This window comes from Streptosporangium sp. NPDC001559 (assembly GCF_042893955.1).
In the GTDB taxonomy this organism is placed as follows: Bacteria; Actinomycetota; Actinomycetes; order Streptosporangiales; family Streptosporangiaceae; genus Streptosporangium.
Window position 1 is genome coordinate 66,285 of the sequence record NZ_JBIAVG010000023.1, and the last position, 23,319, is coordinate 89,603.

Sequence of the window (23,319 nt, forward strand, 5' to 3'; positions counted from 1 at the left end):
CACCGTTACACGTTTTCCCGCCCGTCTCGTGTCCCGCCGCACGGCCGTACGGCGAGGTCATGGGACGCCGGGTCCGAGCTCTCCCCTTCCGCCGAGAACGCTCCGCGGAGGGGGTGAACCGGTGTCTCGATCAGCTGTGGTTGTCCTGGGACACCCGGGGGGCGTCGATGATCACGTCGGAGAAGATGTCGACCACCAGGGCGATCACGCCGCCGACCGCGATGATCCCGGCGCCCACCCAGAACAGGGTCCAGTTGGGGCCCAGGCACAGGGCCACACCGCCGACGGTGAACCCGATCAGAATGACGATCACCGCAAGCCAAGACTTGGGGCTTCCTCCGTGGCTTCCAGCCATGAGCCTTTCTCCTGTTCCTCTCCGTGGATCAGTGAGGCGCGTCGTTCGCGGCGGCGATCACACGGGTCAGCGACCGGTGGAGCTCCTGCAGCTCCTCCAGGGGCATACCCAGGCGTTCGACCACGGACGACGGAATCCTCTCAGCTTCGCTCCTCAGTTCCCGGCCCCTCCGGCTGAGCCTGACCAGCAGGACGCGCTCGTCCTGGCTGTCCCGCTGCCGCCGGACGTAACCGATCGCCTCAAGACGCTTGAGGAGCGGTGACAGCGTACCGGGGTCGAGTTGCAGTAGCTTGCTCAGCTCCTTCACCGACAGCGGCGCGTGCTCCCACAGGGCCAGCATCACCAGATACTGGGGGTGGGTCAGCCCCATCGGCTGCAGCAGCGGCCGGTACACACCGTTGACGGCGCGCGAGGCGACGGCAAGGGCGAAGCACACCTGCCGGTCCAGGCTTAGGACATCGGTCACATCGGTCACGACACCTCCCGACCCTCACAGTACGATAGTTGGTGCACAAATCATTGTTGTGCCAACCGCCGGCGGGCGACGAGAGGAAGTCTCATGTTTCACGGCAAGACGATCGAGGAGCGCATCGCCGAGCGTCAGGCCGGGCGCCCCGCCCTCCGGGAGGGTAAGCACTTCGAGCACGGGCCCGCGAGGTTCGTCTTCCTCTTCGTCATCGTGTTCGTCGTGGTCGGTCATCTCCTGGGCCTGCTGGTGCTGATGGCCATGGGGGTGCACTGAGCCGGGACGGCCGCCGTGAGAGGATGATGATCCCGCTCGGCCAGATCCAGGAGGTCCGTATGTCCGACGTCACGCCGGGTCCCGAGGGATCCGAAAGCACCGACGACGAGCTCAGGCGCAGGTTCCGCGAGGCTCTGGAGCGCAAGAAGTCCGCCCAGGCGGACGCGGCCTCGGGCGGCAGGGGCAAGGGAGCGTCGAAGATCCACGGCGCCCACGGCCCCGTCTCGGGGAAGCGTTCCTTCCGCCGCAAGAGCGGCTGAACCGGTTCGTCAGATCAGGCCGTGATCGCGTGCGTGGAGAGCGGCCTGGGTCCGGTCGCGCAGACCGAGCCTGCCGAGGATCCGTGAGATGTGGTTCTTGACCGTGCCCTCGCTCAGGAACAGGCGGGAGGCGATCTCCCTGTTGGTCGCGCCGACCGCGACGAGACGCAGCACCTCGACCTCACGGCCGGTCAGCGCGGCCGCTTCCCCACCCGTCCCCGTCTTCACCGCTGTGGGCACCTCCCTCGCGCACGCCAGCGTGGACGCCAATCGTCTGGCGACGGAGGAGTCGAGCTGGGTGACGCCGGCGCCGGCCAGCCGGACGGCACCGGCGAGGTCGGCGGCGGGCAGATCCTTCAGGAGATAGCCCGCCGCTCCGGCCGCGAGCGCCCGCACAACGTACTCCTCGTCGTCGAAGGTGGTCAGCATGACGACGCGGCAGCGGGGCATCCGCTGACGCAGGACCGCCACCGCCTCGACGCCGTCGGCCCCGGGCATCCTGACGTCCATCAGGACCACGTCCGGCTCGAGCTCCAGGGCTCGGCGGATCGCCTCCTGACCGTCTCTCGCGGTCCCGACCACGGTCAGGCCGGGTTGGATACCGAGCAGGGAGGCGATCCCCTCACGGACCAGTTCCTGGTCGTCGACCACGAGTACCCGTACGGTTCCACCGGCTTCCCCGTTCCCCGGATCGTCGTGACTCATCCGACGGTCTCCACGCGCCGGGGAATCGTCACGGTGACCACCGTTCCCGTTCCCCTGCCGCTCCTGACGTCGAACGCCCCGCCGAGGAGGCGGGCACGCTCCCGCATGCCGAGCAGGCCGAACCCGTCCCGCCCCGCCGACGGGGAGAAACCCTCTCCGTCGTCGGTGACGACGAGCCGCGCCGACGACTCGCCGAACGCCACCGAGATCGACACACGGTCCGCGTCGCCGTGCCTGCGGGCGTTGGTCAGACACTCCTGTGCGGCCCGGTAGAGGGCGGCGAGTTCCGCGGCGCCGTAGCCGTCCTCCTGGCCGGTGAGTTCGAGGGTGACCACCGGGCGCCCGCCGTCGTCGTACCCCGCCAGCTCGGCGAGAGCCTCCGACAGCGAGAAGTGCCGCGTCTGCGCGCGTGCCGCCCGCACCGCCCCGCGCACCTCCTCAAGGGCGCGTCTGGCCGCCCGCCGGGCGTCGGCGAGCGCCCGGTCGGCGGCGGCGCCGTCCAGGTCGCGGAAGGCGGACGCCTTCTCCAACTGGATGGAGATCACGGTCAGGTGGTGGCCGAGGCTGTCGTGGATGTCCCTGGCCAGCCGGGTCCGTTCCATCGTGGTGGACAACTCGGCGACCTGACCGGCGTAGGCCGTGAGCAGACGGTGGGACTCCTCAAGCTCCCTCAAGGTGAGCTCAAGCCGTGCCCTTCCTTCCTGTTCGCCCACGGCGACCTCGGCCGTCGAGACGACGAGGACCAGTCCGAGGGCGAACATGAGCAGGTCCGAGATGTACTCCGCCCGCGTGTACCAGCCAGGGGCGGTCACCGTGAACACCGTGACCAGCACCCCGAGGCACGCCACCCCCAGCGTGACACCCGCTCTGCGCCCGAAGGCGAAGTACGCCGTGAACGGCACCAGCAGGAACAGGGCGCGGGAGAGCCCGGAGCCGTCGAAGAGCGTGACCAGGGCGAACAGTCCCAGGCGTACGGCGAGCAGCGCGAGCGCCGACCTGGCGGGCCGCCTGGCGTCGAGGCGGTGCCGTCCGGTGACGTCGAGAACGAGCAGCGCGACGAGACCGCCGGCGAAGACGGCCGTCCGCGCCGGCTCGCCCTGCCCCGCCCCGGCCACGTCGTAGTAGACGCCGCCGGCGAGCACCGAGACGTAGAGCGTGGACGACACCCACGGCACAGGCCAGGCGAACCCGCTCCCCCGCCGTCCTGCGCGGACATGCCCGCCCGTCACAGGCGCGGCCCGCGAAGGAGCCATCACCCACCTCCGAACGATCACGATGCGGCCGGACAGGGGCCGTCTCCGGCAGCGTACGCCGCCACCGGGCATCCGTCCCCCGGCCGTCCTCACATTGGCCGTCCGGCACGTGCCGGACGGCACCGGTACGTCCGCGAACCATGACCTCCGGACGCGTTCACCGGTACCCACGGCACTTCCACGCCGGATCGCGCCGTTCCTACGGTCGTCTCGTCCGTAGGCGGCGCCTTCGGCCGGAGAGCCGTCCCGACATCGTCCGGGCGTCGTCGGTCCACGCGGAAAACCCATCGGCTCACACGAAAAGGAGCTCTTCACATGTCCATCTCCTGGTTGCTGCGCTTCGGCGCGATCTGCGGGATGCTGACCGGCCTCTCCCTCGGCATACCGGGGGCGATCGAGCCCTTCACCGGCGAGACACCCGCGACGAGCTTCGTCGCGGGGATCGGAGCCGCCTTCGCCGCCCCGGCGGTCACCGCGTTCCACCTGCGGCAGTGTGCCGCGGCCGGGCGGCTGGGGGCGATCGCGTACGCGGTGAACGTCGTGGGTCTCGGGCTGTTCGCCGGCGTCGCGTTCTCGCTGAACCTGGTGGTCTTCTTCCTTGACGAGAGCACGGCCGCCCTGGTGCTGGAGGGGCCGGCCAGGCCGGCGTTGCTCGGCTCCGTCGTCGTGTTCGTCGCCGGTGTCGCCCTGTTCGGCCTCTCGATGCTCAGAGCCCGGGTGCTGCCCTGGCCCGCCGCCGCGGGCTACGGGTTCTTCCTGCCGCTGCTCGCCGTACTGGCGCCGCTGCCCGACACACCGCTTACCGGCGTGGTCCACCTGCTGGGCTGCGCGTCACTGACGTGGCTGTCGGCGGCGACGTGGGCGGGTGCCGCAAGGCCCGAGGAAAAGGTCCGAGCATGACCATCGTCCCGGATTCCCGGCACGCCCTGAACCGGCGGGTATGACGCCGCGGCCACTCCGCCCAGAGAAGCCCCATTGCCGGACATATTTCCCAGATCTGAATATGCCGTTAATCCGTCCCCCGTGAGAGCCGCGGGAGGGGAACGCCTCCGGCCGCTGACGGCCCCTCCGGGGCCCCGGCGGCTTCCGCCTTCCGAGGTGAGAGAGGTGCCGATGAGTAATATGGTTTACGGCCTATGTCGAGGAATATCAGGCTTAGCGAGCGTAAGCCCTTTTTGTGGGCCCTTGCCGTCGGCATCTCGGCCACGCTCGCGATCGGGAGCGGTGCCGTGCTGACCGGTCACCCCGTCCCGGACCGCGACGAGCCCGCCCCTCCCCTGGCGGACGGAGCGACGGTCCCGGAGGCGACCCCTGTCCCGTCCCCGACTCCCACGCCTCCCCCGACCCCGACCGAGCCCGCGCGCCGGACGGATCCCGAGCGGACGTTCCTGCTGGCCAACGGACGCCGCCAGCCCGCGCGGGTCTCCGTGCCCGCCTCGGCCGGGGGCCGCTACCGCGTCGTCACGAGTGAGGCCGCCCCTCCCCCGCCGCCCGGGGGACGCCGGGCGGGCAAGGTGATCCGGTACGTCGTCGAGGTCGAGCGCGGGCTGCCCTTCGACGGACAGGAGTTCGCCGACGAGGTGCACCGCGTTCTCAACGACCGCAGGAGCTGGGGGTTCCGGTTCCAGCGGGTACGGCGCGGCCCGGCGCGGATCAGGGTCGCGCTGTCCAGCCCCGCGATGACCGACCGCATGTGCAGGCCGTTGATCACCTTCGGCGCGCTGTCGTGCTGGAACCACGGGCGCGCGGTCATCAACGCCAGGCGCTGGAACGCGGGTGCGCGGGGCTACGGCCGTGACGTCGCCTCCTACCGCGAGTACGTCGTCAACCACGAGGTCGGACACGGGCTCGGCCATGGCCACGCGCGCTGCCCGGGACCGGGCAGGCGGGCCCCGGTGATGCTCCAGCAGACCAAGTCCCTGTACGGCTGCCGCCCCAACGCCTGGCCCTCCCCGGGGCGCTGAGGTTCAGCCCACCGCGGCGAACCGTTCCGCGCAGTGGGCCCGCAGCTCGCCGACCAGGTCGCGGACGACGGCGGAGCCGAGCATCTCCGAGGTGGAGACGTAGCCGACGTGCCGCATCGGCGGGTCCTCGCCGAGCTTCTCCATCGCGACCTTCGGCGGCGCGTCCACGAGGGTCAGCCTCGGCACGATGGCGGCGCCGAGGCCGTAGCCCACCATGGAGACCACGACGCCGTCGTCCTCGACCTGGATGTCGCCCGGCGGGATCCAGGCCTGCCTGGCCAGCCACAGCCTGGTCTCGGCCGAGCAGTTCTCGTGCCAGTCGATCATCGGCAGGCTGCGCGGGCAGGGGTGCCCGGCGGGATAGGCCAGCACGTACGGCTCGGCGAACAGGTCACGGCCGACCAGCCCGTCGACCCGGGAGGGAAGCGTGGCGATGCCGAGATCGGCCCGGCCGTCCAGCACCTCCCCGGCGATGCCCCTGCCGAGCTCCGGCACGATGCGGACGTCGACCGTGACCTTCGGGTAGCGCCTGGCGAAGCGCGCGAGCACGACGGGCAGCAGGTGGAAGGCCGCGCTGCGGAAGGCCGCGACCCTGATGGTCCCCGTCGTCTCCCCCGCGGAGGCCGCGTGCGTCTCGGCCTTCATGACGTCCATGAGCCGCAGGATGCGCCGGGCGTGCCCGACGGCCGCCGCCCCCGCCGCCGTCGGCCGTGCTCCGTTTCGCCCGCGCCGGAACAGCACCGTGCCCATCTTGCGTTCTGCGGCCCTCACGGCATGGGAGACCGCGGACTGGGTGAGACCGAGCTCGACCGCGGCCGCGGAGAAGCCGTGCCGGCTCTCGACGGCGACCAGAACGCGCAGTTCACTTGGCGTCAGATCCTCGTTGGTCACGTCGCAGACGTTATATGAAGGCCTCTCATGGAAAAAACGATCTCATGAACCCGGGCCCCTGGTTCCCGCTCGTGGCGCTTCCTACGCTGACCGGCACAACCAACCGACGAACCAGAGGACATTCATGCGCGCCATCCAGATCACCCGGCTCGGCGGTCCCGAGACGCTGATCGAGTCCGAGGTGCCCGACCCGGTTCCCGGGCCGGACGAGATCCTGGTGGACGTCGAGGCCGCGGGGGTGAACTACGCCGACGCCGAGCGGATCGCCGGGACCTACCTCTCCCCTGACCTGCCGTTCATCCCCGGTAGCGAGGTCGTGGGACGGACCTCGGACGGCCGCCGTGTCATGGGCCTGGCCAAGCAGGCCTACGCGAGCAAGGCCCTGATCAAGCTGGAGGACGTCGTCGACCTGCCCGAGGAGGCCGTCGCGGGCGAGGCCCTCGCGCTGCTGGTACAGGGCCTGACCGCCTGGCACCTGCTGGGCACGGCGGCACGGGTCCGCAAGGGCGAGAGCGTCGTGGTGAACTCGGCCGCCGGCGGCGTCGGCCACCTCGCGGTCCAGCTCGCCAGGGAACTGGGCGCGGGCAGGGTGATCGCGACCGCCTCCACCCCGGAGAAGCTCGAACTGGCGCTGAGCCTGGGCGCGGACGCGGCCGTCGACGGTTCGGCCGAGGGCTACGCGGAGCGGGTGATCGAGGCCAACCTGGGTGAGCGGGCCGACGTGATCCTGGACGCGGTCGGCGGCGACGTCTTCGACGCCGCGCTCGGCGCGGTCGCCGAGTTCGGCCGCCTGATCAGCTACGGCACCGCCTCGCACCGGGACCCGAGCCCGGTCGACGTCGGCCGCCTGCTGGAGGCCAACATCGCGGTCGCGGGCTTCTGGATCCGGCCGGTGTTCGCCAGGCCGGGGGGCTACCAGGCACAGCTCAGCGAACTGCTCGAACTCACCGGGACCGGCCGCATCCGGCCGATCGCGGGCGGTGAGTACGCGCTCTCCGACGCCAGGACGGCGATCGAGGACCTCCTGGCCCGCCGTACGACGGGGAAGATCGTCCTGCGCCCCTGAGGGCCCCGGGCGTGACCGCCGCCCACGGAGCGGGTGGCGGTCGCGTACCCAGGGAGGCCGATTCGGACGCTCCGGACACCTCCCCCTAAGGTGGGGCGCAGGAATGCGCCTACGAAAGGCAGGGGACAAATCTGATGCTGCACGAACGACTGTCGTCGATCTACGAGAACGTGCTCCGGCGTAACCCGGGCGAGATCGAGTTCCACCAGGCCGTCCGTGAGGTCCTGGAGAGCATCGGCCCGGTGCTCGGCAAGCACCCCGAGTACGCCGAGTCGAAGATCATCGAGCGGATCTGCGAGCCGGAACGGCAGATCATCTTCCGGGTCCCGTGGGAGGACGACCGGGGCGAGGTCCACATCAACCGGGGCTTCCGGGTCGAGTTCAACAGCGCCCTCGGCCCCTACAAGGGCGGGCTGCGCTTCCACCCGTCCGTCTACCTCGGCATCGTCAAGTTCCTCGGCTTCGAGCAGATCTTCAAGAACAGCCTGACCGGCCTGCCGATCGGCGGCGGTAAGGGCGGCTCCGACTTCGACCCCAAGGGCCGTTCCGAGCGCGAGATCATGCGCTTCTGCCAGAGCTTCATGACGGAGCTGTACCGCCACATCGGTGAGTACACCGACGTGCCCGCCGGTGACATCGGCGTCGGCGGACGCGAGGTCGGCTACCTGTTCGGCCAGTACAAGCGCATCACCAACCGTTACGAGTCCGGCGTCATCACCGGCAAGGGACTCAGCTACGGCGGCGCGCAGGTGCGCACCGAGGCCACCGGGTACGGCTGCGCCTTCTTCGTCGACGAGATGCTGAAGGCCCGTGGCACGTCGTTCGACGGCAAGCGCGTCGTGGTCTCCGGGTCCGGCAACGTCGCCGTCTACACGATCGAGAAGATCCGGCAGCTCGGCGGCGTCGTGGTCGCCTGCTCCGACTCCTCCGGCTACGTCGTCGACGAGAAGGGCATCGACCTCGACCTGCTCAAGCAGGTCAAGCAGGTCGAGCGCCAGCGGATGAACGTCTACGCCGAGCGCAGGGGCTCCCAGGCCGTCTTCGTCTCCGGCAGGAGCATCTGGGAGGTGCCCTGCGAGGTGGCGATGCCCTCGGCGACCCAGAACGAGATCACCGGCCGCGACGCCGGGCTGCTCGTCGGCAACGGCTGCGTCGCCGTCGGCGAGGGCGCCAACATGCCCACGACGCCGGAGGGCATCCGCATCTTCCAGGAGGCGGGCGTCGCCTTCGGCCCGGGCAAGGCCGCCAACGCGGGCGGGGTCGCGACCAGCGCCCTCGAGATGCAGCAGAACGCCAGCCGCGACTCGTGGACCTTCGAGTTCTCCGAGAACCGCCTGCAGCAGATCATGCGGGACATCCACTCCCGTTGCCTGAACACCGCCGCCGAGTACGGCATGCCGGGCGACTACGTGGCCGGCGCCAACATCGACGGATTCAAGAGGGTCGCGGACGCGATGCTCTCCCTCGGCCTGATCTGACGATCCCCCACCTGGCCAATCCACCTGGTCACCTTGACCGGCTGTTCTGACAACGGCGTCCGACAGCCTGGTCGGTGCCACCGAGACCCGCCCCTCACATTCGGTCCCGCGTTCGACCCCGCGAGGAGACGGCATGGCACCCAGATCCACCCTGATCGTGATCTACACCCCCGCCCTGGAGGCCTGTCGCGCCTTCTACGCCTCCCTCGGACTCGAACTCCGGGGTGAACGACACGGGACGGGGCCCGCGCACTACGCCGCAGTGCTCGGCGACGGGACCGTCTTCGAGATCTATCCGTCGTCACCGCGGCGCACGACCGGCGCGCTGCGCCTCGGGTTCACCGTCGATCCCGGCCTGACCCTGGACGGCACCGCGCTCACCCCCGGCCGTCACCTGTTCCACGACCCGGACGGCAGGACGGTCGAGGTGCGCGTCCCCCCGGCCTGAACGCCGCCTAGCGTGTGCGGGCGCGCCATCCGGGCCTGCGCAGCAGGTCACGACGCTCCAGGAGATAGGTGAGCTTCGTGGCGGCCGTACGCACCGCCTCCTCGTGACGGTGCCGCCGCTCCGGGACGACCTCGCTCCAGCGTTCGAGCGCGCGGGCCATCTCGTCGGCGACCTCGCCGATCACCCGGTGGCGGGTGCCGAAGGCGTACAGGTCGCCGTGGACCTCCTCGACCGTGTCCTCCTCGACCCCGCGGACCAGCGGCCTGATCCTCCTGAGGATGTCGGCGTCCATGGCCGTGGTGACCGGCGCGCGCCTGGCGTCTCCCTCGGGGACCATGACGAGCGCCCTGATCCTCGCCACCGCCAGGGCCCGCTCCGGCTCCGGGGTCGAGGGGTGCCCGGCGAGGTCGAGCAGACGCCTGAGGGTCTCCTGTGTCTTGTCGTCGAACATGGAAGACCCGTTCCGTCCTTCTCGTCCTGGTGGCCCGCCGTTCAGGCGCGGTCACATGCTATTCGACGGGGCGCCGGCCCGCCGTACGGCAAAGAACGCCCAGATCTCCCCCTTTCCGGCGAGTCCCGCGAAAGGGAGGGTAGGGACCCGGACATGGTGGAGATCGGTTACACGATGATGTGCGAGCAGACTCCCCCCGGGCAGCTCGTCGACGACGTCGCCGAGGCCGAACGGGCGGGGTTCGACTACGCGGTCATCTCCGACCACTACTTCCCGTGGCTTGAGGAGATGGGGCACTCGCCGTACGCCTGGTCGGTGCTCGGCGCGGCGGCGCGCGCCACCGAGCGGCTGCCGCTGATGACGTACGTGACCTGCCCGATCATGCGTTACCACCCCGCGGTCGTGGCGCAGAAGGCCGCCACGATGGGGGCGCTGACCCGGGGGCGTTTCACGCTCGGCCTGGGCGCGGGCGAGAACCTCAACGAGCACGTGATCGGCCAGGGGTGGCCGCCCGCCGACACCCGGCACGAGATGTTCCGCGAGGCCGTGGAGATCATCAGGGAGCTGTTCGAGGGGCGCTACACGACCTATCACGGCGAGTACTTCGACGTCGACTCGGCCAGGTTGTTCGACCTGCCCGACGATCCCGTGCCGATCGCGATCGCCGCCTCCGGCGGCCGCTCGGGGGAGATCGCCGCCGAGTACGGCGACGCGCTCGTCGCGGTCGACCCCGACGCGGACCTGGTCGGCCTCTTCTCCGCCGCCGGAGGGCGGGGCAAGCCGGTCTACGGCCAGCTCGCCCTCTCCTACGACCGGGACGCCGAGGCGGCCAAGGAGCGGGCCCACCGGCTGTGGCGCTGGTCGGTCACGGGCTGGAAGGTCATGGCCGAGCTGCCCGCTCCGGTCAACTTCGCCGCCGCCGCGCAGACCGTACGCCCCGAGGACGTGGCCGGGAAGGTGCCGTGCGGCCCGGACGTGGACGCGGTCGTCGAGGCGGTGCGCCGCTACACCGAGGCGGGCTTCACCCACGTCGCGCTGGTCCAGATCGGTCACGAGCACCAGCGGGAGTTCCTCGACTGGTCGGCCAGGGAGCTGCTGCCCGCGCTGCGGCGGCTGTAGGCGACCGTAGACGAACCACGGGCGGCTACGACCGTGATCGGTCAGCCGGCCTTGCGGTGCGGGTAGACGTGCCCGAGCTCGTGGTCGACGGGCAGGACGCACCGGCGTCCCGACTCGGTCTCCGGGCAGCGGGGCGCTTCGAGACGCCGCGGGAGCGGCAACTCCTCTTCCAGCCCGATCTCGCCGTCCTCGGCAGGCTGGTGGGTCATCGCGCGCATCCTCCTGTGGCCGCCGGACGGAACGCCCTGGACCGTGCCGGGCGCGGAATCCGTGGAATCCGTGAGTCAAGCAATCTATCCCCGGGGGTTCCGCCTGGCCCAGGACCGGCGGTTTGACGCTCCCCCACGTGATCGTTGTCAGGAATCATCACCCATCGGGGGATATAGCCCTGTTTTCCACCCGAGACTCGTCCGGGAATCGCCCCGCGCGGGAACAACCGGCGACGATCACACGTTCGCCGTTTCGGTCGCCTCACCCCGCGGAGAGACGTTCGCGGACTCCCCGCGGACGGTGGGAGGAGGACGACGGCGAGACGGGCAGCCCTCGGGGGGACGGCTCGTCCCGTCAGACCCGGGCCGGTCCCGGCGAGCCCTACCTCGCCGGGACCGCGCCGTCCGCACGAGACCGCCGATCGGGCCCAGAAGGCACGCGGATGGCGCTGTCTGCCCCCGCTGAGCAGGGGTCATAACGCGGTGACGTCATACCACTGCGGTAGGGAGTTTTTGCCACATTGCTCAGTCATGCCCTGACAAATATTTTGACAGCACCCCTCACAAGGAGTGCATATGTTGAGTAAGCGTTCTCTCCTGTCCGGCGCCGCCGTCGCCGCCCTCTGTGTGGTGGCCACCGTCTCCCCCGCCACCGCCCAGCCGGCCGCGCAACCCGCCCCCTCGATGATCGAGGCACTCCAGCGCGACCTCGGCCTCACCGCGGAGCAGGCCGTCACCCGGCTGGCCAACGAGGCCCGCGCGGCGAGCACCGAGGCCCTTCTGAGCACGACACTCGGCGACGGATACGCCGGCTCCTGGCTCAACGCCGACGCCACCCAGCTCCTCGTCGCCACCAGCGACGCGACGGCGGTCTCCGCCATCCGGGCCAAGGGCGCCCAGCCCGTGGTCGTCGGCCGTTCCCTGGCCCAGCTCGACGCGCTCAAGGCACGCCTGGACCAGGCACCCGCCCAGGCCAGGGCCGGCGCCTCCCTGTGGTACGTGGACCTGCCGACCAACAGCGTCGTCGTGGTCACCGGCCGGCGGGAGGCGGGCGAGGCCCTGCTGTCCGCCGCCGGGGTGAGCGGTGACGCCGTACGGGTCCAGGTCTCCGCGGAGCAGCCGCAGACCTACGCCAACATCAGGGGAGGTGACCCGTACTACATCGGCAGCGGCAGCCGGTGCAGCATCGGATTCACCGTCACCAAGGGAAGCACCCCCGGCTTCGTCACCGCGGGCCACTGCGGCAGGACGGGCCAGACCACCAGCAGCCCGTCGGGCACCTTCCAGGGCTCCTCGTTCCCCGGCAACGACTACGCCTGGGTCTCCACCCCCGGCTCCACCCCCCAGCCGTGGGTGAGGTCGGGCGGCACCAACGTCATCGTCAAGGGCTCGACCCAGGCCACGGTCGGCGCCTCCGTCTGCCGCTCCGGCTCGACCACCGGCTGGCGCTGCGGGACCATCCAGCAGCACAACACCTCCGTCACCTACTCCCAGGGCACGGTCTACCAGGTGACCCGCACCAACGTCTGCGCCGAGCCCGGCGACTCGGGCGGTTCGTTCATCTCGGGCAGCCAGGCGCAGGGCGTCACCTCCGGCGGCTCGGGCAACTGCAGCTCGGGCGGCACGACCTACTTCCAGCCCGTCAACGAGATCCTGCAGACCTACGGGCTGACCCTCAAGGTCGGCTGACCGTTCTCCTCCCCTCCCCGGCTCGTCTCCACGAGCCACCCCCCAGACAGAGGAGATCAGTGAAGTGCTGAGAATCATGCGCCTGACCGTCGGCTTCGTCCTCGGGCTCGCCTTCCTCGCGACCGTCTCCCCCGCGCAGGCGGGGACGGCGCAGACGACCTCCGGTGAGGCCGTGGCCGTGCGGGTGCTCAGGTACGACGCCAGCCGGGCCGCGGAGTTCCGCTCCGCGATCGACCAGGCGGCACAGGTGTGGAACTCCAGCGTCACCAACGTGCGGCTGGTCGCCGGCAGCCCGGCCGACTTCGTCGTGTACGCGGACTACGGCTGGCCTCGCACCCAGCCGACCAGCCTCGGCCGCGGCACGATCTGGATGGGCAGGCAGGCCACCTCCGAGGGCCACAACCCGCTGCGCATCGCCACCCACGAGATCGGTCACGTGCTGGGACTGCCCGACCGGCGCACCGGCCTGTGCTCGGACCTGATGTCCGGCGCGAGCGCGGGCACCAGCTGCACCAACCCCTACCCGAACGCGACCGAGAAGGCCCAGGTCGAGCGTAACTTCGGGGGCTTCGCCACCCCGCTCGTCGACTTCGGCAGGGTCTACGTCAACAGCCCGGAGGCCCTGGCGCGGTAACGGGCCCCACGGGTGAACCCGCGGGCGGGACCCCCACCGGGTCCCGCCCGCCGGGACACGAACGGCACACGGCCGGTACGGCGGAGCGCTCCGCCGTACCGGCCGTGTGCCGTGACCGGACCTCGCCCGAGGCCCATCCGAGGCTCAGCGCAGGAGCTTCTCGAAGCAGTGGGAACCGGCGAGCCGCTCGTAGGGCGCGTAGAGCGGGATGGCGGTGTACCCCTCCCGCTCGTACAGCCGCACGGCGTCCGGCTGGCGGTCACCGGTCTGCAGGACGATCCTCGGCGCGCCGAGTGCGCGGGCGGCCTCCTCGGCGGCGGTGATCAGCGCGCGAGCCACACCCGTCCCCCGGTGGGAGGGAGCGACGAACATCCGCTTGAGCTCCAGGTCGTCGCCGAGCCTGCGCAGCGCGACGTGGCCGACGGGGAGGTCGGCCCCGGCGTAGGCGACCCCGGTGTAGACCACGGTGTCCGCCTCGACGTTCATGCCGCGGGGCAGGTAGTCGGGGTTGCCGGCCACCCGGTCGGCGTATCTCGCCCCCATCTCCTCCGTCATCGCCCCGCGCAACGCGACGGCCGCGATGTCGTCCCAGCCGACCGCCCTGACCTCGACGACATCGGTTCCGTCCGCGTATGCGGTCATGGTGGCCTTCCCTGCCTCTCGTTCACGGGGCCTGTCGCTCACGGGACTCTCACCGGTCGAGGGTATTCCGCCCCCCGTCCCTGGCCCCTGGCGGCCCCGCTCCCTCAGCCCAGGATCCTGGCGGCCCCGAAGCCCGCGGCCAGCCCGGTCCCGCTCGCGAACCTGGACGGCGCGAAGGCCGCGAGCCGGGGGTCGGCCTCATCGAGGATGAGCCCGGCCACGTGCTCCCCCCAGGCGGGGGCGAGCTTGAACCCGTGGCCACTGGTCCCGGCGTCGACGTAGACGTGTTCCGTGACCCGCCCCGTCACCGGCTGCCAGTCGGGGCTGACGTCGTACAGCGAGGCCCACCCCCCGGCGGGTACGGCCCTGCGGCGGGCGGGGGAACGCCTGGCCGCGGCGGCGGCGAGCCCGGCCCTCTCCTCGGGGGCCGCCGTGCGCTCGAAGTCGTCGGGGTCGGCCGGGGAGGCCGCCACCACGCCGCCGACGAGGTACTGCGTGCGGGGCTGGGGGGTCGAGTAGTGGCCTCCGGCGACGTCGATCAGCACGTACGGCACGAGCTCCGCCGTGTCGGCGGGGTCGTGCTCCATGACCGCGACGACGTGCCGTTCGACGGTCAGCGGAAGATCGACGCCGAGGGGCCGCAGCAGAGGCGCCGTCCACGGCCCCGCGGCCACCAGCAGCGCGCCCAGGTGGTGCGTGCCGCCGTCGGCCGTCGTGACGGTCACCCCTCGAACGCCCTCCTCGACGGCGACCACGGGCCGGTTGAGGTGGAGTTCCGCCCCGTGCCCGCGCGCCGCCTCGGCCAGGCCGAGCGTGGTGGCGAAGGGGTCGGCGTAACCGGCCTCCGGCTCCCACACGGCGACGGCGACCCCCTCGGTGTCCAGGTGGGGCAGGGCCTCGGGGCCGACGATCTCCGCCCCGGGCCCCAGCCGCGCCGCCGCCTGGCGCGCCGCCAGGACGTCGCCGGGCCCGTGCAGGTAGAACGCCCCGGTACGGCGGAAGCCCGACTGTCCCCCGCCCGTCCGTTCGCCGAAGTCCGCCAGGAACGCGATGCCCTCACGGGCGACCTCGGCGAGGAAGGCGTCGGTGTAGTAGGCCCGGCAGATGCCCCCCGAACGCCCCGTCGGCCCCGAGGCCGGGGTGCTCCGGTCGAACACGGCGGTCGAGACGCCCCTGCGCGCGAGGTGGAAGGCCGCGCTGACCCCGTGGACTCCGGCTCCGATGATCCCGACGTCGTACGACACACCACCACATCCTCAAACCAGGCTTTATCCCCAAAAATACCCATATAAACGATAGGAAAACCGGGTTTTCGGACATCTCCCAACCAGGGCACGGCAAACAGAGGCCGTACGGGATCAGCCCGTGACGTCGGCCTTCTCGGTCTGCGCGGCGATCAGGGCGGCGTAGCGTCCGCCCCTGGCCAGCAGGCCCTCATGGGTGCCCCGCTCCACGATCCCGCCCTGGTCGACCACCAGGATGAGATCGGCGTCCTTCACGGTGCTCAGCCGGTGGGCGATCACGATGCGCGTCTGGGTGAGCCAGCCGAGGTTGGCCTCGATCCGCGCCTCCGTCGTGCTGTCGAGATTGCTGGTCGCCTCGTCGAGCAGCAGGATCCTCGGCCGGGAGAGCAGCGCGCGGGCGAGCGCGAGCCGCTGCCGCTGACCGCCCGACAGGCCGCCTCCCTCCATGAGGACCGTCTCGTACCCCATGGGCATCGCGCAGATCTCCTCGTGCAGGCAGGCCAGCTCGGCGGCCTGCACGATCCGCTCCATCGGCGCGTCCGGGGCGTTGAGCGCGATGTTCTCCCTGATCGACCCGGTGAACAGCGACGGCTCCTGGGTGACCACGCCGAACTGGCGCCGCAGCGAACGGAGGTTGAGCTCCGGCAGCGGCACCCCGTCGTAGCTGACCCGCCCCTCGGAGGGGGTGTGCAGGGCGAGCAGCAACCTGGCCAGGGTGCTCTTGCCCGCCCCCGAGGGACCGACCAGGGCGACCTTCTGCCCCGGGCTGATCGAGACCGAGATGCCGCGCAGCGTCCACGGCCCCCGGGGATCGTGCCGGAAGCCCACCCCGTGCAACTCGATCGACCCGCGCAGCCTGAGCACCTCGATGCCCGCGACCTGCTCGGGCTCCGAGGCGAGGATGTCGGACAGCCGGTCGAAGTGCGCCCCCGCCTGCTGGAGCCCCTGCAGGCTCGCCATCAGCGAGCCGAGAGGGGTGAGGGCGGCGCCCGCCAGGGCGTTGAGTGCGAGCAGCGCGCCCAGGGTCAGCTCCCCGTCGAGCACCCGCCACGCCCCGATCCACAGCAGCGCGAGCGGGGCCAGCAGGCGCAGGGTGCCGAGCGAGGCCTCCAGGAGCCCCTGGGCCAGGCCGCCCCGCATGTCGGCGTTGAGCTGGGTGGTGAAGTGCCTCGACCACTGCTCGACCGCCCGGTGCTCGGCCCCCGACGCCTTCAGCGTCTCGATGCCGCCGATGGCCTGGATGAGCTGGCTCTGCGTCGCGGAGAAGGCGTTGAGCTCCTCCTGGGTGAGGCGGCTGACCTTACGCGCCGTGACCAGCAGCAGCAGCACCTGCGCCGCGGCGAAGCCGAGCAGGCACAACCCCATGACCGCGTCCCAGCCGAAGACGAGGACCATGTAGCCCAGGGCGAGCGGCCCGTCCAGCAGCGCCGACAGGACCTGCCCGGTCAGCATGTCGCGCAGTACCGCCACACTGCCCGCGCGCGTCATCAGGTCGCCCTTGCCGCGCAACGCGAAATAGCGGTACGGCAGGGCGACCAGATGGGAGACCACCCCGCCGGTCAGTTCGGCGTCCGCGCTCGCCCTGATCGCCACCAGCAGGACCGAGCGGAGATAGCCGACCGCGAGCTGGGTCGCGGCGGCCAGCACCAGCCCGACGCCGATCAGCGGGAGCAGGTCACGCGCCCCGGAGGGCAGCACCCGGTCGACCAGCGCCTCGGAGAAGAACGGCAGCGCGAGACCGAGAAGCTGCAGCAGCAGGGAGGCCAGGACCACCTGGGCGAGCAGGCCCTTCCTGCGGGCCAGCAGCGCCCGGACGAACCGGCGGCGCCAGGCGGCGCCCGCGCTCGACCGGCCTTTCTCGAAACCGGGTCCCGGTTCGAAGGCCAGCAGCACGCCGGTGAAGCCCTCGTCGAACTCCTCCGCGGTGAGCCTGCGGCGGCCCAGCCCGGGATCGACGACGTCGACCCGGTCCGGCGCCCAGCGCTCGACGACCACGAAGTGCTTGAACTCCCAGTGCACGATCGCGGGCAGCGGTACCCGCTCCAGGTCGGCCGGGGCCAGCGAGAACGCCCGCGACTTCAGGCCGCACTCCACGGCCCCCTCCCGCAGCGCCTTGGCGCTGAGGCCGTCCCTGCCGATCTGGAGCCGGTCGCTGATCTCCTGCAGGGAGACGCGCCTGCCGTGGTAGGACAGGACCATCGCCAGGCAGGCGGCCCCGCACTCGGTCGCGGTGTTCTGCAGTACGACGGGCACGCGTCTCACGTCCCGCCCCCCATCCGCTCCGACAGCATCAGGGCGAACACGCCCGCCGTGACCAGCAGCAGCACGACGACCGCCCAGAGCGCGACCAGCCTGCCCGTCCCCACCGTCAGCGGGACGTCCTCACGCCTGGCCCTGCTCCGGTAGCGACGCAGGGACTCCTCCCGGTAGATGCCGTCGCTCACGACCAGTGCCATTCGACCGTGGCCTGGGCGCGGCGCCCGGCCAGCCAATCCGAGAACGCGACCCGTCCCGCGACGGCCAGCGTCCGCTCGTCCGCACGGGCCTCCTGCCGGGCCAGCACCGTCCCGGCCAGCCAGGCCCCGCCGTACGGCACGGGCCCGACCGTCGCCCCCGGCGCCGGGGCGCGCAACGGTTCGGGGAGTTCGACGGCCGGGCGTTCCGCGATCGTCGTCTCGACGTCCCCGGCCGCCGCGAGGGCGGCGAGCCCTCCGTCGTGGACGCGCGCGAGGTCCCCTGCTCGGGCCGCGACGGCGCTCTCCTGCCCGGTGACCCAGACCGCGCGCACCAGGTCGAACGCCCGGGGATCGGCCGCGAGACGGGCGGTGCCCAGCTCGGCCTCCTTGCGGCGCCGGAAGGCCCTGCGCCTGGCGATGCCGCCGATGTAGGTCTCGAACTGCTCGGGCGTCATGCCCATCTCGGTCAGCCAGGCCAGTGTCGTGGCCCGGTCGTACAGTCCCCGGCCCCTGCGGAACTCGTCGGCCGCGGCCTGCAGGTCCTCCGTGGCGACCGGCTCCGTCTCCTTGCCGACCTCGTTGAGGATCAGGCACTGGTCGACGATCTCGTCGTGCGGCGTCGCGTCACGGCGGGACAGCGACTTGATCATGGTCAGCGCCTGGGCGACCGACAGGTGGACGTCGTCGACGCTGACGAGCTGGCCCGCCGCCCAGTGCGTCGAGTGGTCGACCAGCCAGGGCACGCCGTCCTCGGCCTGGACGGTGAGGGCCACCGTACCGCCCTGCGGGTCCTCGACCAGAAGGTCGAAGTCGACCACGGGGGTGCCGGGCCGTTCGTCGACGACGAGCTGGGCCCGAAGATCCGGGTGTTCCAGCGCCCATCCGGCCACCGTCCGCCTGGCCTCCTCGACGTGGGCGCGGCGGCGGGGCAGGCCGCGCAGCAGCCGCACCCCGGATTCGAGCGCGGTGGCGAAGTCGGTGCTCATCGCCCGGCCCCCGTTTCCGCCACTGCCGCCGTCACTGTCGCCGCCGCTGCCGCCGTCACGGTCTCCGTCGCCTCAGCGGTGGCGAGCCAGTCGGCGATCGCGTCGGCGACGGGCAGCCCGGTGCGCTGCTCGACGAACCCCCAGGCGCCGTTGGGATTGATCTCAAGGAACACGTACTCCCCCTCCGGGGTGAGGATGAGGTCGATCGCGCCGTAGGACAGGCCGAGCGAGGCGACCAGGGCCGCGCACCTGCGCTCCGTCTCGCCGGGAAGCCGGTGCGCGGCGTAGCGCACCCGGTCGTCGTCGTAGTGCCGCCAGTCGTCCCTCGCGGTGCGCGAGGCCTGTGAGTCGATCTCGGCGGCGAAGACCCGCTCGCCGACCACGATCACGCGCAGCTCGACCGCCTTGGGGACGTACGGCTGGAGGATGACCGGCTCGTGCCCGAGACGGTGGCGTGAGGTGAGATGGCGCCGGGTCAGGACGGTGGTGTAGGCGCGGTGGTCGGCCCCGTCGAGGCTGAACTCCCCCGAGTCGATCTGCTTGGCGACGAGACGGCCACCGGCCCTCTCGTAGACGGGGACCAGCTCGAACGGGTCGTTGGTGTAGACGGTCTCCGGCACCTGGAAGCCGAGGGCCGTCGCGTGCGCCATGTGCACGATCTTGTTGTGCGCCCTGCGCTCGGTCTCCCCGCGCGCGGGCATCCACCGGGCGGGCGTGAGCTCCCACGCGCCGTCGAGCAGGAACCGCGCCTGGCCGACCGCGTGACGGCGGTGGGAGGGGTCGGTGACGGTCGCCGCGGGCGTGGGCGGGTTGGGGCGCCGCCGCCACACCGCGCGCACCTCGGCCAGGTCCAGGGGAGTCTCGCCCGTCCCGGGGTCGAGCACCGCGCGGTGTCCCCGCCCGTCGAAGGCTCCGTCGAAGGTCCCGTCGAATGTCCCGTCGAATGTCACGGTGAGGCGGCCGCGCGCCGGGAAGTCGCCCGGGTCCCACCAGGTGACCGGCGCCCCACGCCGTCTCAGCCCGGCGAGCACCATCTCGACCGCCTCGTCCTCGCGGTCGCTCAGAATCAGGATCACGTCGCCCTCGTCATGGGACTCGTCACAGAAAGATCGGGACTCGTAACGCGAAACCGCCGGCCGGGCGAGAGCCCGGCCGGCGGTTCAGGTCAGCGCGGCGGAACGGGTGTGCCCGCCCCGCCGCCTATCAGACCTCCCACTCGGCGGGCTTGCCCTTGGTGTACCAGGTCACGTGCCAGCGTCCACCGGACACCTCACCCAGCTCGGCCTCCGACAGCTCCGCGCCTTCGAGCGCGAGGTCCTCAAGGCTGATCTTGCTCTTCATCAGCCCCCCCCTTTCTTGCCGTGCCGGGCTTGTCGTCCCGGCCTGTCGTGCTTACGGAGAGAACGCTATGAACCTCCGCTTGTGATCACCTGGCGGATGACTTGTGAACGACTGGAGCCGCCGGTAGGCACGGGAGAACCGGCCGTGGAAACCCTCGCGCGCGGGCCCCGGGACATGAAAAGGGCCCGCCCCGCGATCTGGTTCGCGGGACGGGCCTGCCGTCGGTGGAGGCGCGGCCTCAGTGCTCGGTGAGGCCGCGCCGGCCGTCACGTGGGCCCGGCGCGCCGGGCTCCTCACGGATGACCTCGCCGTGGATGACGGGGCCGGAGCCCGGCGCCCGGGCCTCTCCGAAGGGGAAGCCGGGGACGTCGCCGAACGGCGAGCCCGCGCCGGGGACCGTCCTGGCGAGCGCGTCGACCCTGCGGGCCAGGAACCGGGCGCCGAACCTGCGCACCAGCGGCCTGGTGAAGGGCAGAAGGAACAGCAGGGCCGCCACGTCGGTGACGAAGCCGGGGAAGAGCAGCAGCCCGCCGCCCGCGACGATCATGGCGCCGTCGGCCAGCTCACGTTCGGGCATCCGGCCGCTCTGCAGCGCGCCCTGCAGGTTCCGCCAGGCCCTGCGGCCCTCCCTGCGGACGATCCAGGCGCCCAGCAGGCTGCCCGCGAGCAGGAGAAGGGCCGTGGGCCAGCCGCCGATGACCTGGCCGACCTGGATGAGCACCCAGACCTCCAGGACCGGGACCGCCAGGAAGAACAGGAGCAGCACAGAGCGCATCTTTTCCTCGACTCACGCGACAGGCGTACGACAGGGACAACGTCCGGAGGCCGCGGCGCGTTCCGCGCCCGCCCCACCGCCCTGTTCGCTCAGCGTGTACGGCGCAGCCGCCGGGGAAGCCCGGTCAGGCCCCACACGGTGATCCGCCACAGCGCCTCGACGAAGACGCTGCGGCTCATCTTGCTGGCTCCCGCGGTGCGCTCGACGAAGGTGATGGGCACCTCGGCGACGCGCAGACCGTTGCGGATGGTCCGCAGGGTCATGTCGACCTGGAAGCAGTAGCCCTGCGACTGGACGTTGTCCAGCCCGATCTTCTCCAGGGTCGAGGCGCGGTAGGCGCGGAAGCCCGCCGTGGCGTCACGGACCGGCATGCCGAGCATCACCCGGGTGTAGAGGTTCGCGCCCCGGGACAGCAGTTCCCTGGGGATGGGCCAGTTGACGACCCTGCCGCCGGGCACCCACCGGGAGCCGATCGTCAGGTCGGCCCCGCGGGTCAGCCGCTTGAGCAGCTTGGGCAGTTCCTCGGGCTGGTGGGAGCCGTCGGCGTCGATCTCGACGAGGACGTCGTAGCCCTCCGCGAGCCCCCAGCGGAAGCTCGCGATGTAGGCCGCGCCGAGCCCCTGCTTGCCGGGGCGGTGCAGCACGTGGACGTGGTCGTCCTCGGCCGCTATGCCGTCGGCGACCTCTCCGGTTCCGTCGGGGCTGTTGTCGTCGGCGACCAGCAGGTGCGCCTCGGGCACCGCGGCGCGCAGCCTGCCGACGATCATCGGCAGATTCTCCCGCTCGTTGTACGTCGGGACGATGATGAGCACCCGGCCGAGCATCTGCTCCATCATGCTTCTCCCACCTGCTCCGCCGGGCCCTCGGTCGGGGCCGGGATGCGCTTTCTCTGCAGCCGGGAGGCGGCGAGCGCGCCCGCACCGACAAGAATCAGGAGCCACTGCGGCAGTGAGCCGACACGGGTGGCGACGGTCTGGGCGGTCCGCACCGGGACGGTGAGGACGCCCGAGGCGGGAACCAGTTCACCGGTACGCCAGGCGATTTTTCCTTGGGGGGTCACATAGGCGGATATACCCGTGATCGCGGAGGTGATCACCGCCCGGTTGTGTTCGACCGCGCGCAGCTGGGACATGGCCAGTTGCTGGGCCGGCAGGTTCGTCAGCGCGTAGGTGGCGTTGTTGGTCTGCACGACCAGCGGGCTGGCGCCGGTCCGCGTGGTGCCGCCGACGACCTCGTCGAAGGCGACCTCGTAGCAGTTGATCGCGCCGACGGTCACCGGGCCGAGCCTCAGGTCTCCGTCGCGGGTGCCGGGCACCGACTGTTTGCCGACCAGGGAGGCCCGCTCGAACAGGGCCAGCACGACGTCCTTGAACGGGGTGTACTCCCCGAAGGGGACCAGCTTCTGCTTGTCGTAGTAGGCGCCGGGCCCGGTGACCGGGTCCCACACCAGGCTGCGGGTGGCCCGGTTGTTCTCGCCGACCCCGACCACGGCGCCGACCAGGACCGGGACCCCGATGTCCTTGACCGCCGCGTCGATCCGCGCTCTGGCGAAGTCGCTGCGGTAGGGGTCGATGTCGGTCGAGTTCTCCGGCAGCACGACGAGGTCGGGCTTCTTGACCGTGCCCTGCCGTACGGCCTGTGCCATCTCGTGGAGCATGCGGACGTGGTTGCCCAGGACCACCGCGGGTTCGTCGCCCAGGGGGTGCATGCCCCTTCCCGGGACGTTGCCCTGGATGACCCCGACGGTGACGGACCTGCCCTCGTCGCCGGGCCTGGGCACGGCGAACGCGGCGGCCGGTACGGCCAGCGCCCCCACCAGCGGCAGCACGACCGGCAGGGCGTTCCTCGTGGCCTTCCTGAAGATCCTGAGGGCCGCGAGCGCGAGCAGTCCGCCGCACAGCACGACCGCGAAGCTCACCAGCGGCGCGCCGCCGAGGGCCGCGTAGGGGGTGAAGGGTGTCTCGCCCTGGCTGAAGGCCACCCGCGCCCAGGGGAAGCCGCCGACCGGGAACGTCCCTCTGGCCCACTCCATCGCCACCCACAGCGCGGCGCCCCACAACGGCCACAGCGGCAGCCGGGAGGTGAGGGCGGCACCCACCGCCCAGGCGCCGTAGAAGAGGCTCTCAAGCGCGACCAGGCCCAGCCAGGCGTCGTTCCCGATGGGGCTGACCCAGTGCAGGGCGGGCAGCAGGAAGGCCAGGCCGCCGAGAAGGCCGAGCCACAGCGCGCGGCGGGCGCGGACGCCGTGCACCGCGAGGGTGAGCAGCGCGACACCGGGCAGCGCGAGGAACCACAGGCCGATCGGAGGGAAGGCGAGATAGAGCAGCACCCCGCCCGCCACGGCGCCCACGGCCCGCGCGGCCAGACGCCCGTGCGCGGCGGGCGCGCCCGGTCCCGTGCCCGGCGGGGCCACCTCCCGCGCGGGGCCGGCCGTCTTCTCCTGCACCACGGGCGGGGCTCCTCGATGACGTCTGGACGGGTTGACATCCGATCCTGACCCGTCTTTCTAGCCCGAACGGTACCGCCCCACCGCCGCTCTCCCAAAGTGTCTGCGGCCCCTGTTCCAAAGCGCGAGTTCAGAGGCCTGCCAGGCGTGGGTTCGACGGCCCGT

General features: G+C 71.6%; 27 protein-coding genes. 10 read left to right on the forward strand and 17 right to left on the reverse strand.

From position 1 onward, the window contains the following. Positions 1–130: 130 nt before the first annotated feature. A complete protein-coding gene (locus ACFYY8_RS37285) occupies positions 131–355 on the reverse strand; it encodes an HGxxPAAW family protein (protein WP_352013031.1) in 225 nt (74 codons plus the stop codon). Between the two features lie 28 nt (positions 356–383). After that, the gene (locus ACFYY8_RS37290) at positions 384–830 is read right to left on the reverse strand and encodes a MarR family winged helix-turn-helix transcriptional regulator (protein ID WP_390049416.1); all 447 of its coding nucleotides are present in this window, start codon (positions 828–830) and stop codon (positions 384–386) included. Between the two features lie 84 nt (positions 831–914). Here ACFYY8_RS37290 and ACFYY8_RS37295 point away from each other — a divergent pair, with 84 nt between their 5' ends. Beyond that, positions 915–1,097: a hypothetical protein gene (locus ACFYY8_RS37295; protein ID WP_352013033.1), complete on the forward strand. Its 183-nt coding sequence runs from the start codon at positions 915–917 to the stop codon at positions 1,095–1,097. A gap of 59 nt (positions 1,098–1,156) precedes the next feature. After that, positions 1,157–1,357: a DUF5302 domain-containing protein gene (locus ACFYY8_RS37300; RefSeq protein ID WP_390049420.1), complete on the forward strand. Its 201-nt coding sequence runs from the start codon at positions 1,157–1,159 to the stop codon at positions 1,355–1,357. 9 nt (positions 1,358–1,366) lie between these two features. Here ACFYY8_RS37300 and ACFYY8_RS37305 read toward each other — a convergent pair whose 3' ends face one another. Together ACFYY8_RS37305 and ACFYY8_RS37310 are read right to left on the reverse strand one after the other, a co-directional pair. Then, complete coding sequence (locus ACFYY8_RS37305; protein WP_390049422.1) at positions 1,367–2,062, reverse strand: response regulator transcription factor; 696 nt, start codon at positions 2,060–2,062, stop codon at positions 1,367–1,369. Beyond that, positions 2,059–3,228 (reverse strand): sensor histidine kinase, encoded by a 1,170-nt coding sequence (locus tag ACFYY8_RS37310; RefSeq protein ID WP_390049424.1) that lies wholly within the window; start codon positions 3,226–3,228, stop codon positions 2,059–2,061. The genes ACFYY8_RS37305 and ACFYY8_RS37310 overlap by 4 nt, the downstream gene beginning before the upstream one ends. A 402-nt stretch (positions 3,229–3,630) precedes the next feature. Between ACFYY8_RS37310 and ACFYY8_RS37315 the strand changes: the two genes are divergently transcribed. Both ACFYY8_RS37315 and ACFYY8_RS37320 read left to right on the forward strand, forming a co-directional pair. Next, positions 3,631–4,215, forward strand: coding sequence for a hypothetical protein (locus ACFYY8_RS37315; protein WP_390049426.1), 585 nt, complete (start codon positions 3,631–3,633; stop codon positions 4,213–4,215). A gap of 329 nt (positions 4,216–4,544) precedes the next feature. Then, on the forward strand, positions 4,545–5,279 hold the full coding sequence (locus tag ACFYY8_RS37320) for a DUF3152 domain-containing protein (protein ID WP_390049428.1): 735 nt from the start codon (positions 4,545–4,547) through the stop codon (positions 5,277–5,279). Between the two features lie 3 nt (positions 5,280–5,282). Here the strand turns inward: ACFYY8_RS37320 and ACFYY8_RS37325 are convergent, their stop codons facing one another. After that, the gene (locus tag ACFYY8_RS37325; protein ID WP_390049430.1) at positions 5,283–6,170 is read right to left on the reverse strand and encodes a LysR family transcriptional regulator; all 888 of its coding nucleotides are present in this window, start codon (positions 6,168–6,170) and stop codon (positions 5,283–5,285) included. Between the two features lie 124 nt (positions 6,171–6,294). Between ACFYY8_RS37325 and ACFYY8_RS37330 the strand changes: the two genes are divergently transcribed. From ACFYY8_RS37330 to ACFYY8_RS37340, 3 genes are all read left to right on the forward strand, one after another. Continuing rightward, a complete protein-coding gene (locus ACFYY8_RS37330; protein ID WP_390049432.1) occupies positions 6,295–7,236 on the forward strand; it encodes a zinc-binding alcohol dehydrogenase family protein in 942 nt (313 codons plus the stop codon). Between the two features lie 134 nt (positions 7,237–7,370). Continuing rightward, positions 7,371–8,714, forward strand: coding sequence for an NADP-specific glutamate dehydrogenase (gene gdhA / locus ACFYY8_RS37335; RefSeq protein WP_352013041.1), 1,344 nt, complete (start codon positions 7,371–7,373; stop codon positions 8,712–8,714). Positions 8,715–8,847: 133 nt separating this feature from the next. Further along, positions 8,848–9,162 (forward strand): glyoxalase/bleomycin resistance/dioxygenase family protein, encoded by a 315-nt coding sequence (locus tag ACFYY8_RS37340; protein ID WP_390049434.1) that lies wholly within the window; start codon positions 8,848–8,850, stop codon positions 9,160–9,162. A 7-nt stretch (positions 9,163–9,169) separates the two neighbouring features. Here ACFYY8_RS37340 and ACFYY8_RS37345 read toward each other — a convergent pair whose 3' ends face one another. After that, positions 9,170–9,613, reverse strand: a complete 444-nt coding sequence (locus tag ACFYY8_RS37345) for a hypothetical protein (protein WP_352013043.1) — start codon at positions 9,611–9,613, stop codon at positions 9,170–9,172. 153 nt (positions 9,614–9,766) lie between these two features. Here ACFYY8_RS37345 and ACFYY8_RS37350 point away from each other — a divergent pair, with 153 nt between their 5' ends. Continuing rightward, complete coding sequence (locus ACFYY8_RS37350) at positions 9,767–10,732, forward strand: LLM class F420-dependent oxidoreductase (protein ID WP_390049436.1); 966 nt, start codon at positions 9,767–9,769, stop codon at positions 10,730–10,732. 41 nt (positions 10,733–10,773) lie between these two features. On the opposite strand, the gene ACFYY8_RS37355 is transcribed toward ACFYY8_RS37350, so the two are convergent. Then, positions 10,774–10,941, reverse strand: a complete 168-nt coding sequence (locus ACFYY8_RS37355) for a hypothetical protein (RefSeq protein WP_390049438.1) — start codon at positions 10,939–10,941, stop codon at positions 10,774–10,776. Between the two features lie 576 nt (positions 10,942–11,517). On the opposite strand from ACFYY8_RS37355, the gene ACFYY8_RS37360 reads away from it, so the two are divergent. Then, positions 11,518–12,630, forward strand: coding sequence for a S1 family peptidase (locus ACFYY8_RS37360; protein WP_390049440.1), 1,113 nt, complete (start codon positions 11,518–11,520; stop codon positions 12,628–12,630). Between the two features lie 64 nt (positions 12,631–12,694). Beyond that, on the forward strand, positions 12,695–13,264 hold the full coding sequence (locus ACFYY8_RS37365; protein ID WP_390049442.1) for a snapalysin family zinc-dependent metalloprotease: 570 nt from the start codon (positions 12,695–12,697) through the stop codon (positions 13,262–13,264). Positions 13,265–13,408: 144 nt separating this feature from the next. Here ACFYY8_RS37365 and ACFYY8_RS37370 read toward each other — a convergent pair whose 3' ends face one another. The 10 genes from ACFYY8_RS37370 to lnt form a co-directional block, all read right to left on the reverse strand. Next, positions 13,409–13,906, reverse strand: coding sequence for a GNAT family N-acetyltransferase (locus ACFYY8_RS37370; protein ID WP_390049444.1), 498 nt, complete (start codon positions 13,904–13,906; stop codon positions 13,409–13,411). A 104-nt stretch (positions 13,907–14,010) separates the two neighbouring features. After that, entirely contained in the window at positions 14,011–15,150 is a 1,140-nt protein-coding gene (locus ACFYY8_RS37375; protein ID WP_390049446.1) for an NAD(P)/FAD-dependent oxidoreductase, read from the reverse strand. Positions 15,151–15,264: 114 nt separating this feature from the next. Further along, positions 15,265–17,412 carry a peptidase domain-containing ABC transporter gene (locus ACFYY8_RS37380; RefSeq protein ID WP_390049448.1) on the reverse strand — a complete coding sequence of 716 codons (2,148 nt, stop codon included), beginning with the start codon at positions 17,410–17,412 and terminating at the stop codon, positions 15,265–15,267. Next, on the reverse strand, positions 17,409–17,606 hold the full coding sequence (locus tag ACFYY8_RS37385; RefSeq protein WP_352013051.1) for a hypothetical protein: 198 nt from the start codon (positions 17,604–17,606) through the stop codon (positions 17,409–17,411). Before ACFYY8_RS37385 ends, ACFYY8_RS37380 begins: the two co-directional genes overlap by 4 nt. Next, positions 17,591–18,592 carry a TIGR04500 family putative peptide maturation system protein gene (locus ACFYY8_RS37390; protein WP_390049451.1) on the reverse strand — a complete coding sequence of 334 codons (1,002 nt, stop codon included), beginning with the start codon at positions 18,590–18,592 and terminating at the stop codon, positions 17,591–17,593. The genes ACFYY8_RS37385 and ACFYY8_RS37390 overlap by 16 nt, the downstream gene beginning before the upstream one ends. Then, positions 18,589–19,668, reverse strand: a complete 1,080-nt coding sequence (locus ACFYY8_RS37395; RefSeq protein ID WP_390049453.1) for an ATP-dependent carboxylate-amine ligase — start codon at positions 19,666–19,668, stop codon at positions 18,589–18,591. Before ACFYY8_RS37395 ends, ACFYY8_RS37390 begins: the two co-directional genes overlap by 4 nt. A 127-nt stretch (positions 19,669–19,795) precedes the next feature. Then, a complete protein-coding gene (locus tag ACFYY8_RS37400; RefSeq protein WP_390049455.1) occupies positions 19,796–19,933 on the reverse strand; it encodes a putative ATP-grasp target RiPP in 138 nt (45 codons plus the stop codon). A gap of 238 nt (positions 19,934–20,171) precedes the next feature. Further along, on the reverse strand, positions 20,172–20,708 hold the full coding sequence (locus tag ACFYY8_RS37405) for an FxsA family protein (protein WP_390049457.1): 537 nt from the start codon (positions 20,706–20,708) through the stop codon (positions 20,172–20,174). An 89-nt stretch (positions 20,709–20,797) separates the two neighbouring features. Continuing rightward, positions 20,798–21,541, reverse strand: a complete 744-nt coding sequence (locus ACFYY8_RS37410) for a polyprenol monophosphomannose synthase (protein WP_390049534.1) — start codon at positions 21,539–21,541, stop codon at positions 20,798–20,800. Then, a complete protein-coding gene (lnt, locus tag ACFYY8_RS37415; protein WP_390049459.1) occupies positions 21,541–23,157 on the reverse strand; it encodes an apolipoprotein N-acyltransferase in 1,617 nt (538 codons plus the stop codon). Before lnt ends, ACFYY8_RS37410 begins: the two co-directional genes overlap by 1 nt. Positions 23,158–23,319: the final 162 nt, after the last annotated feature.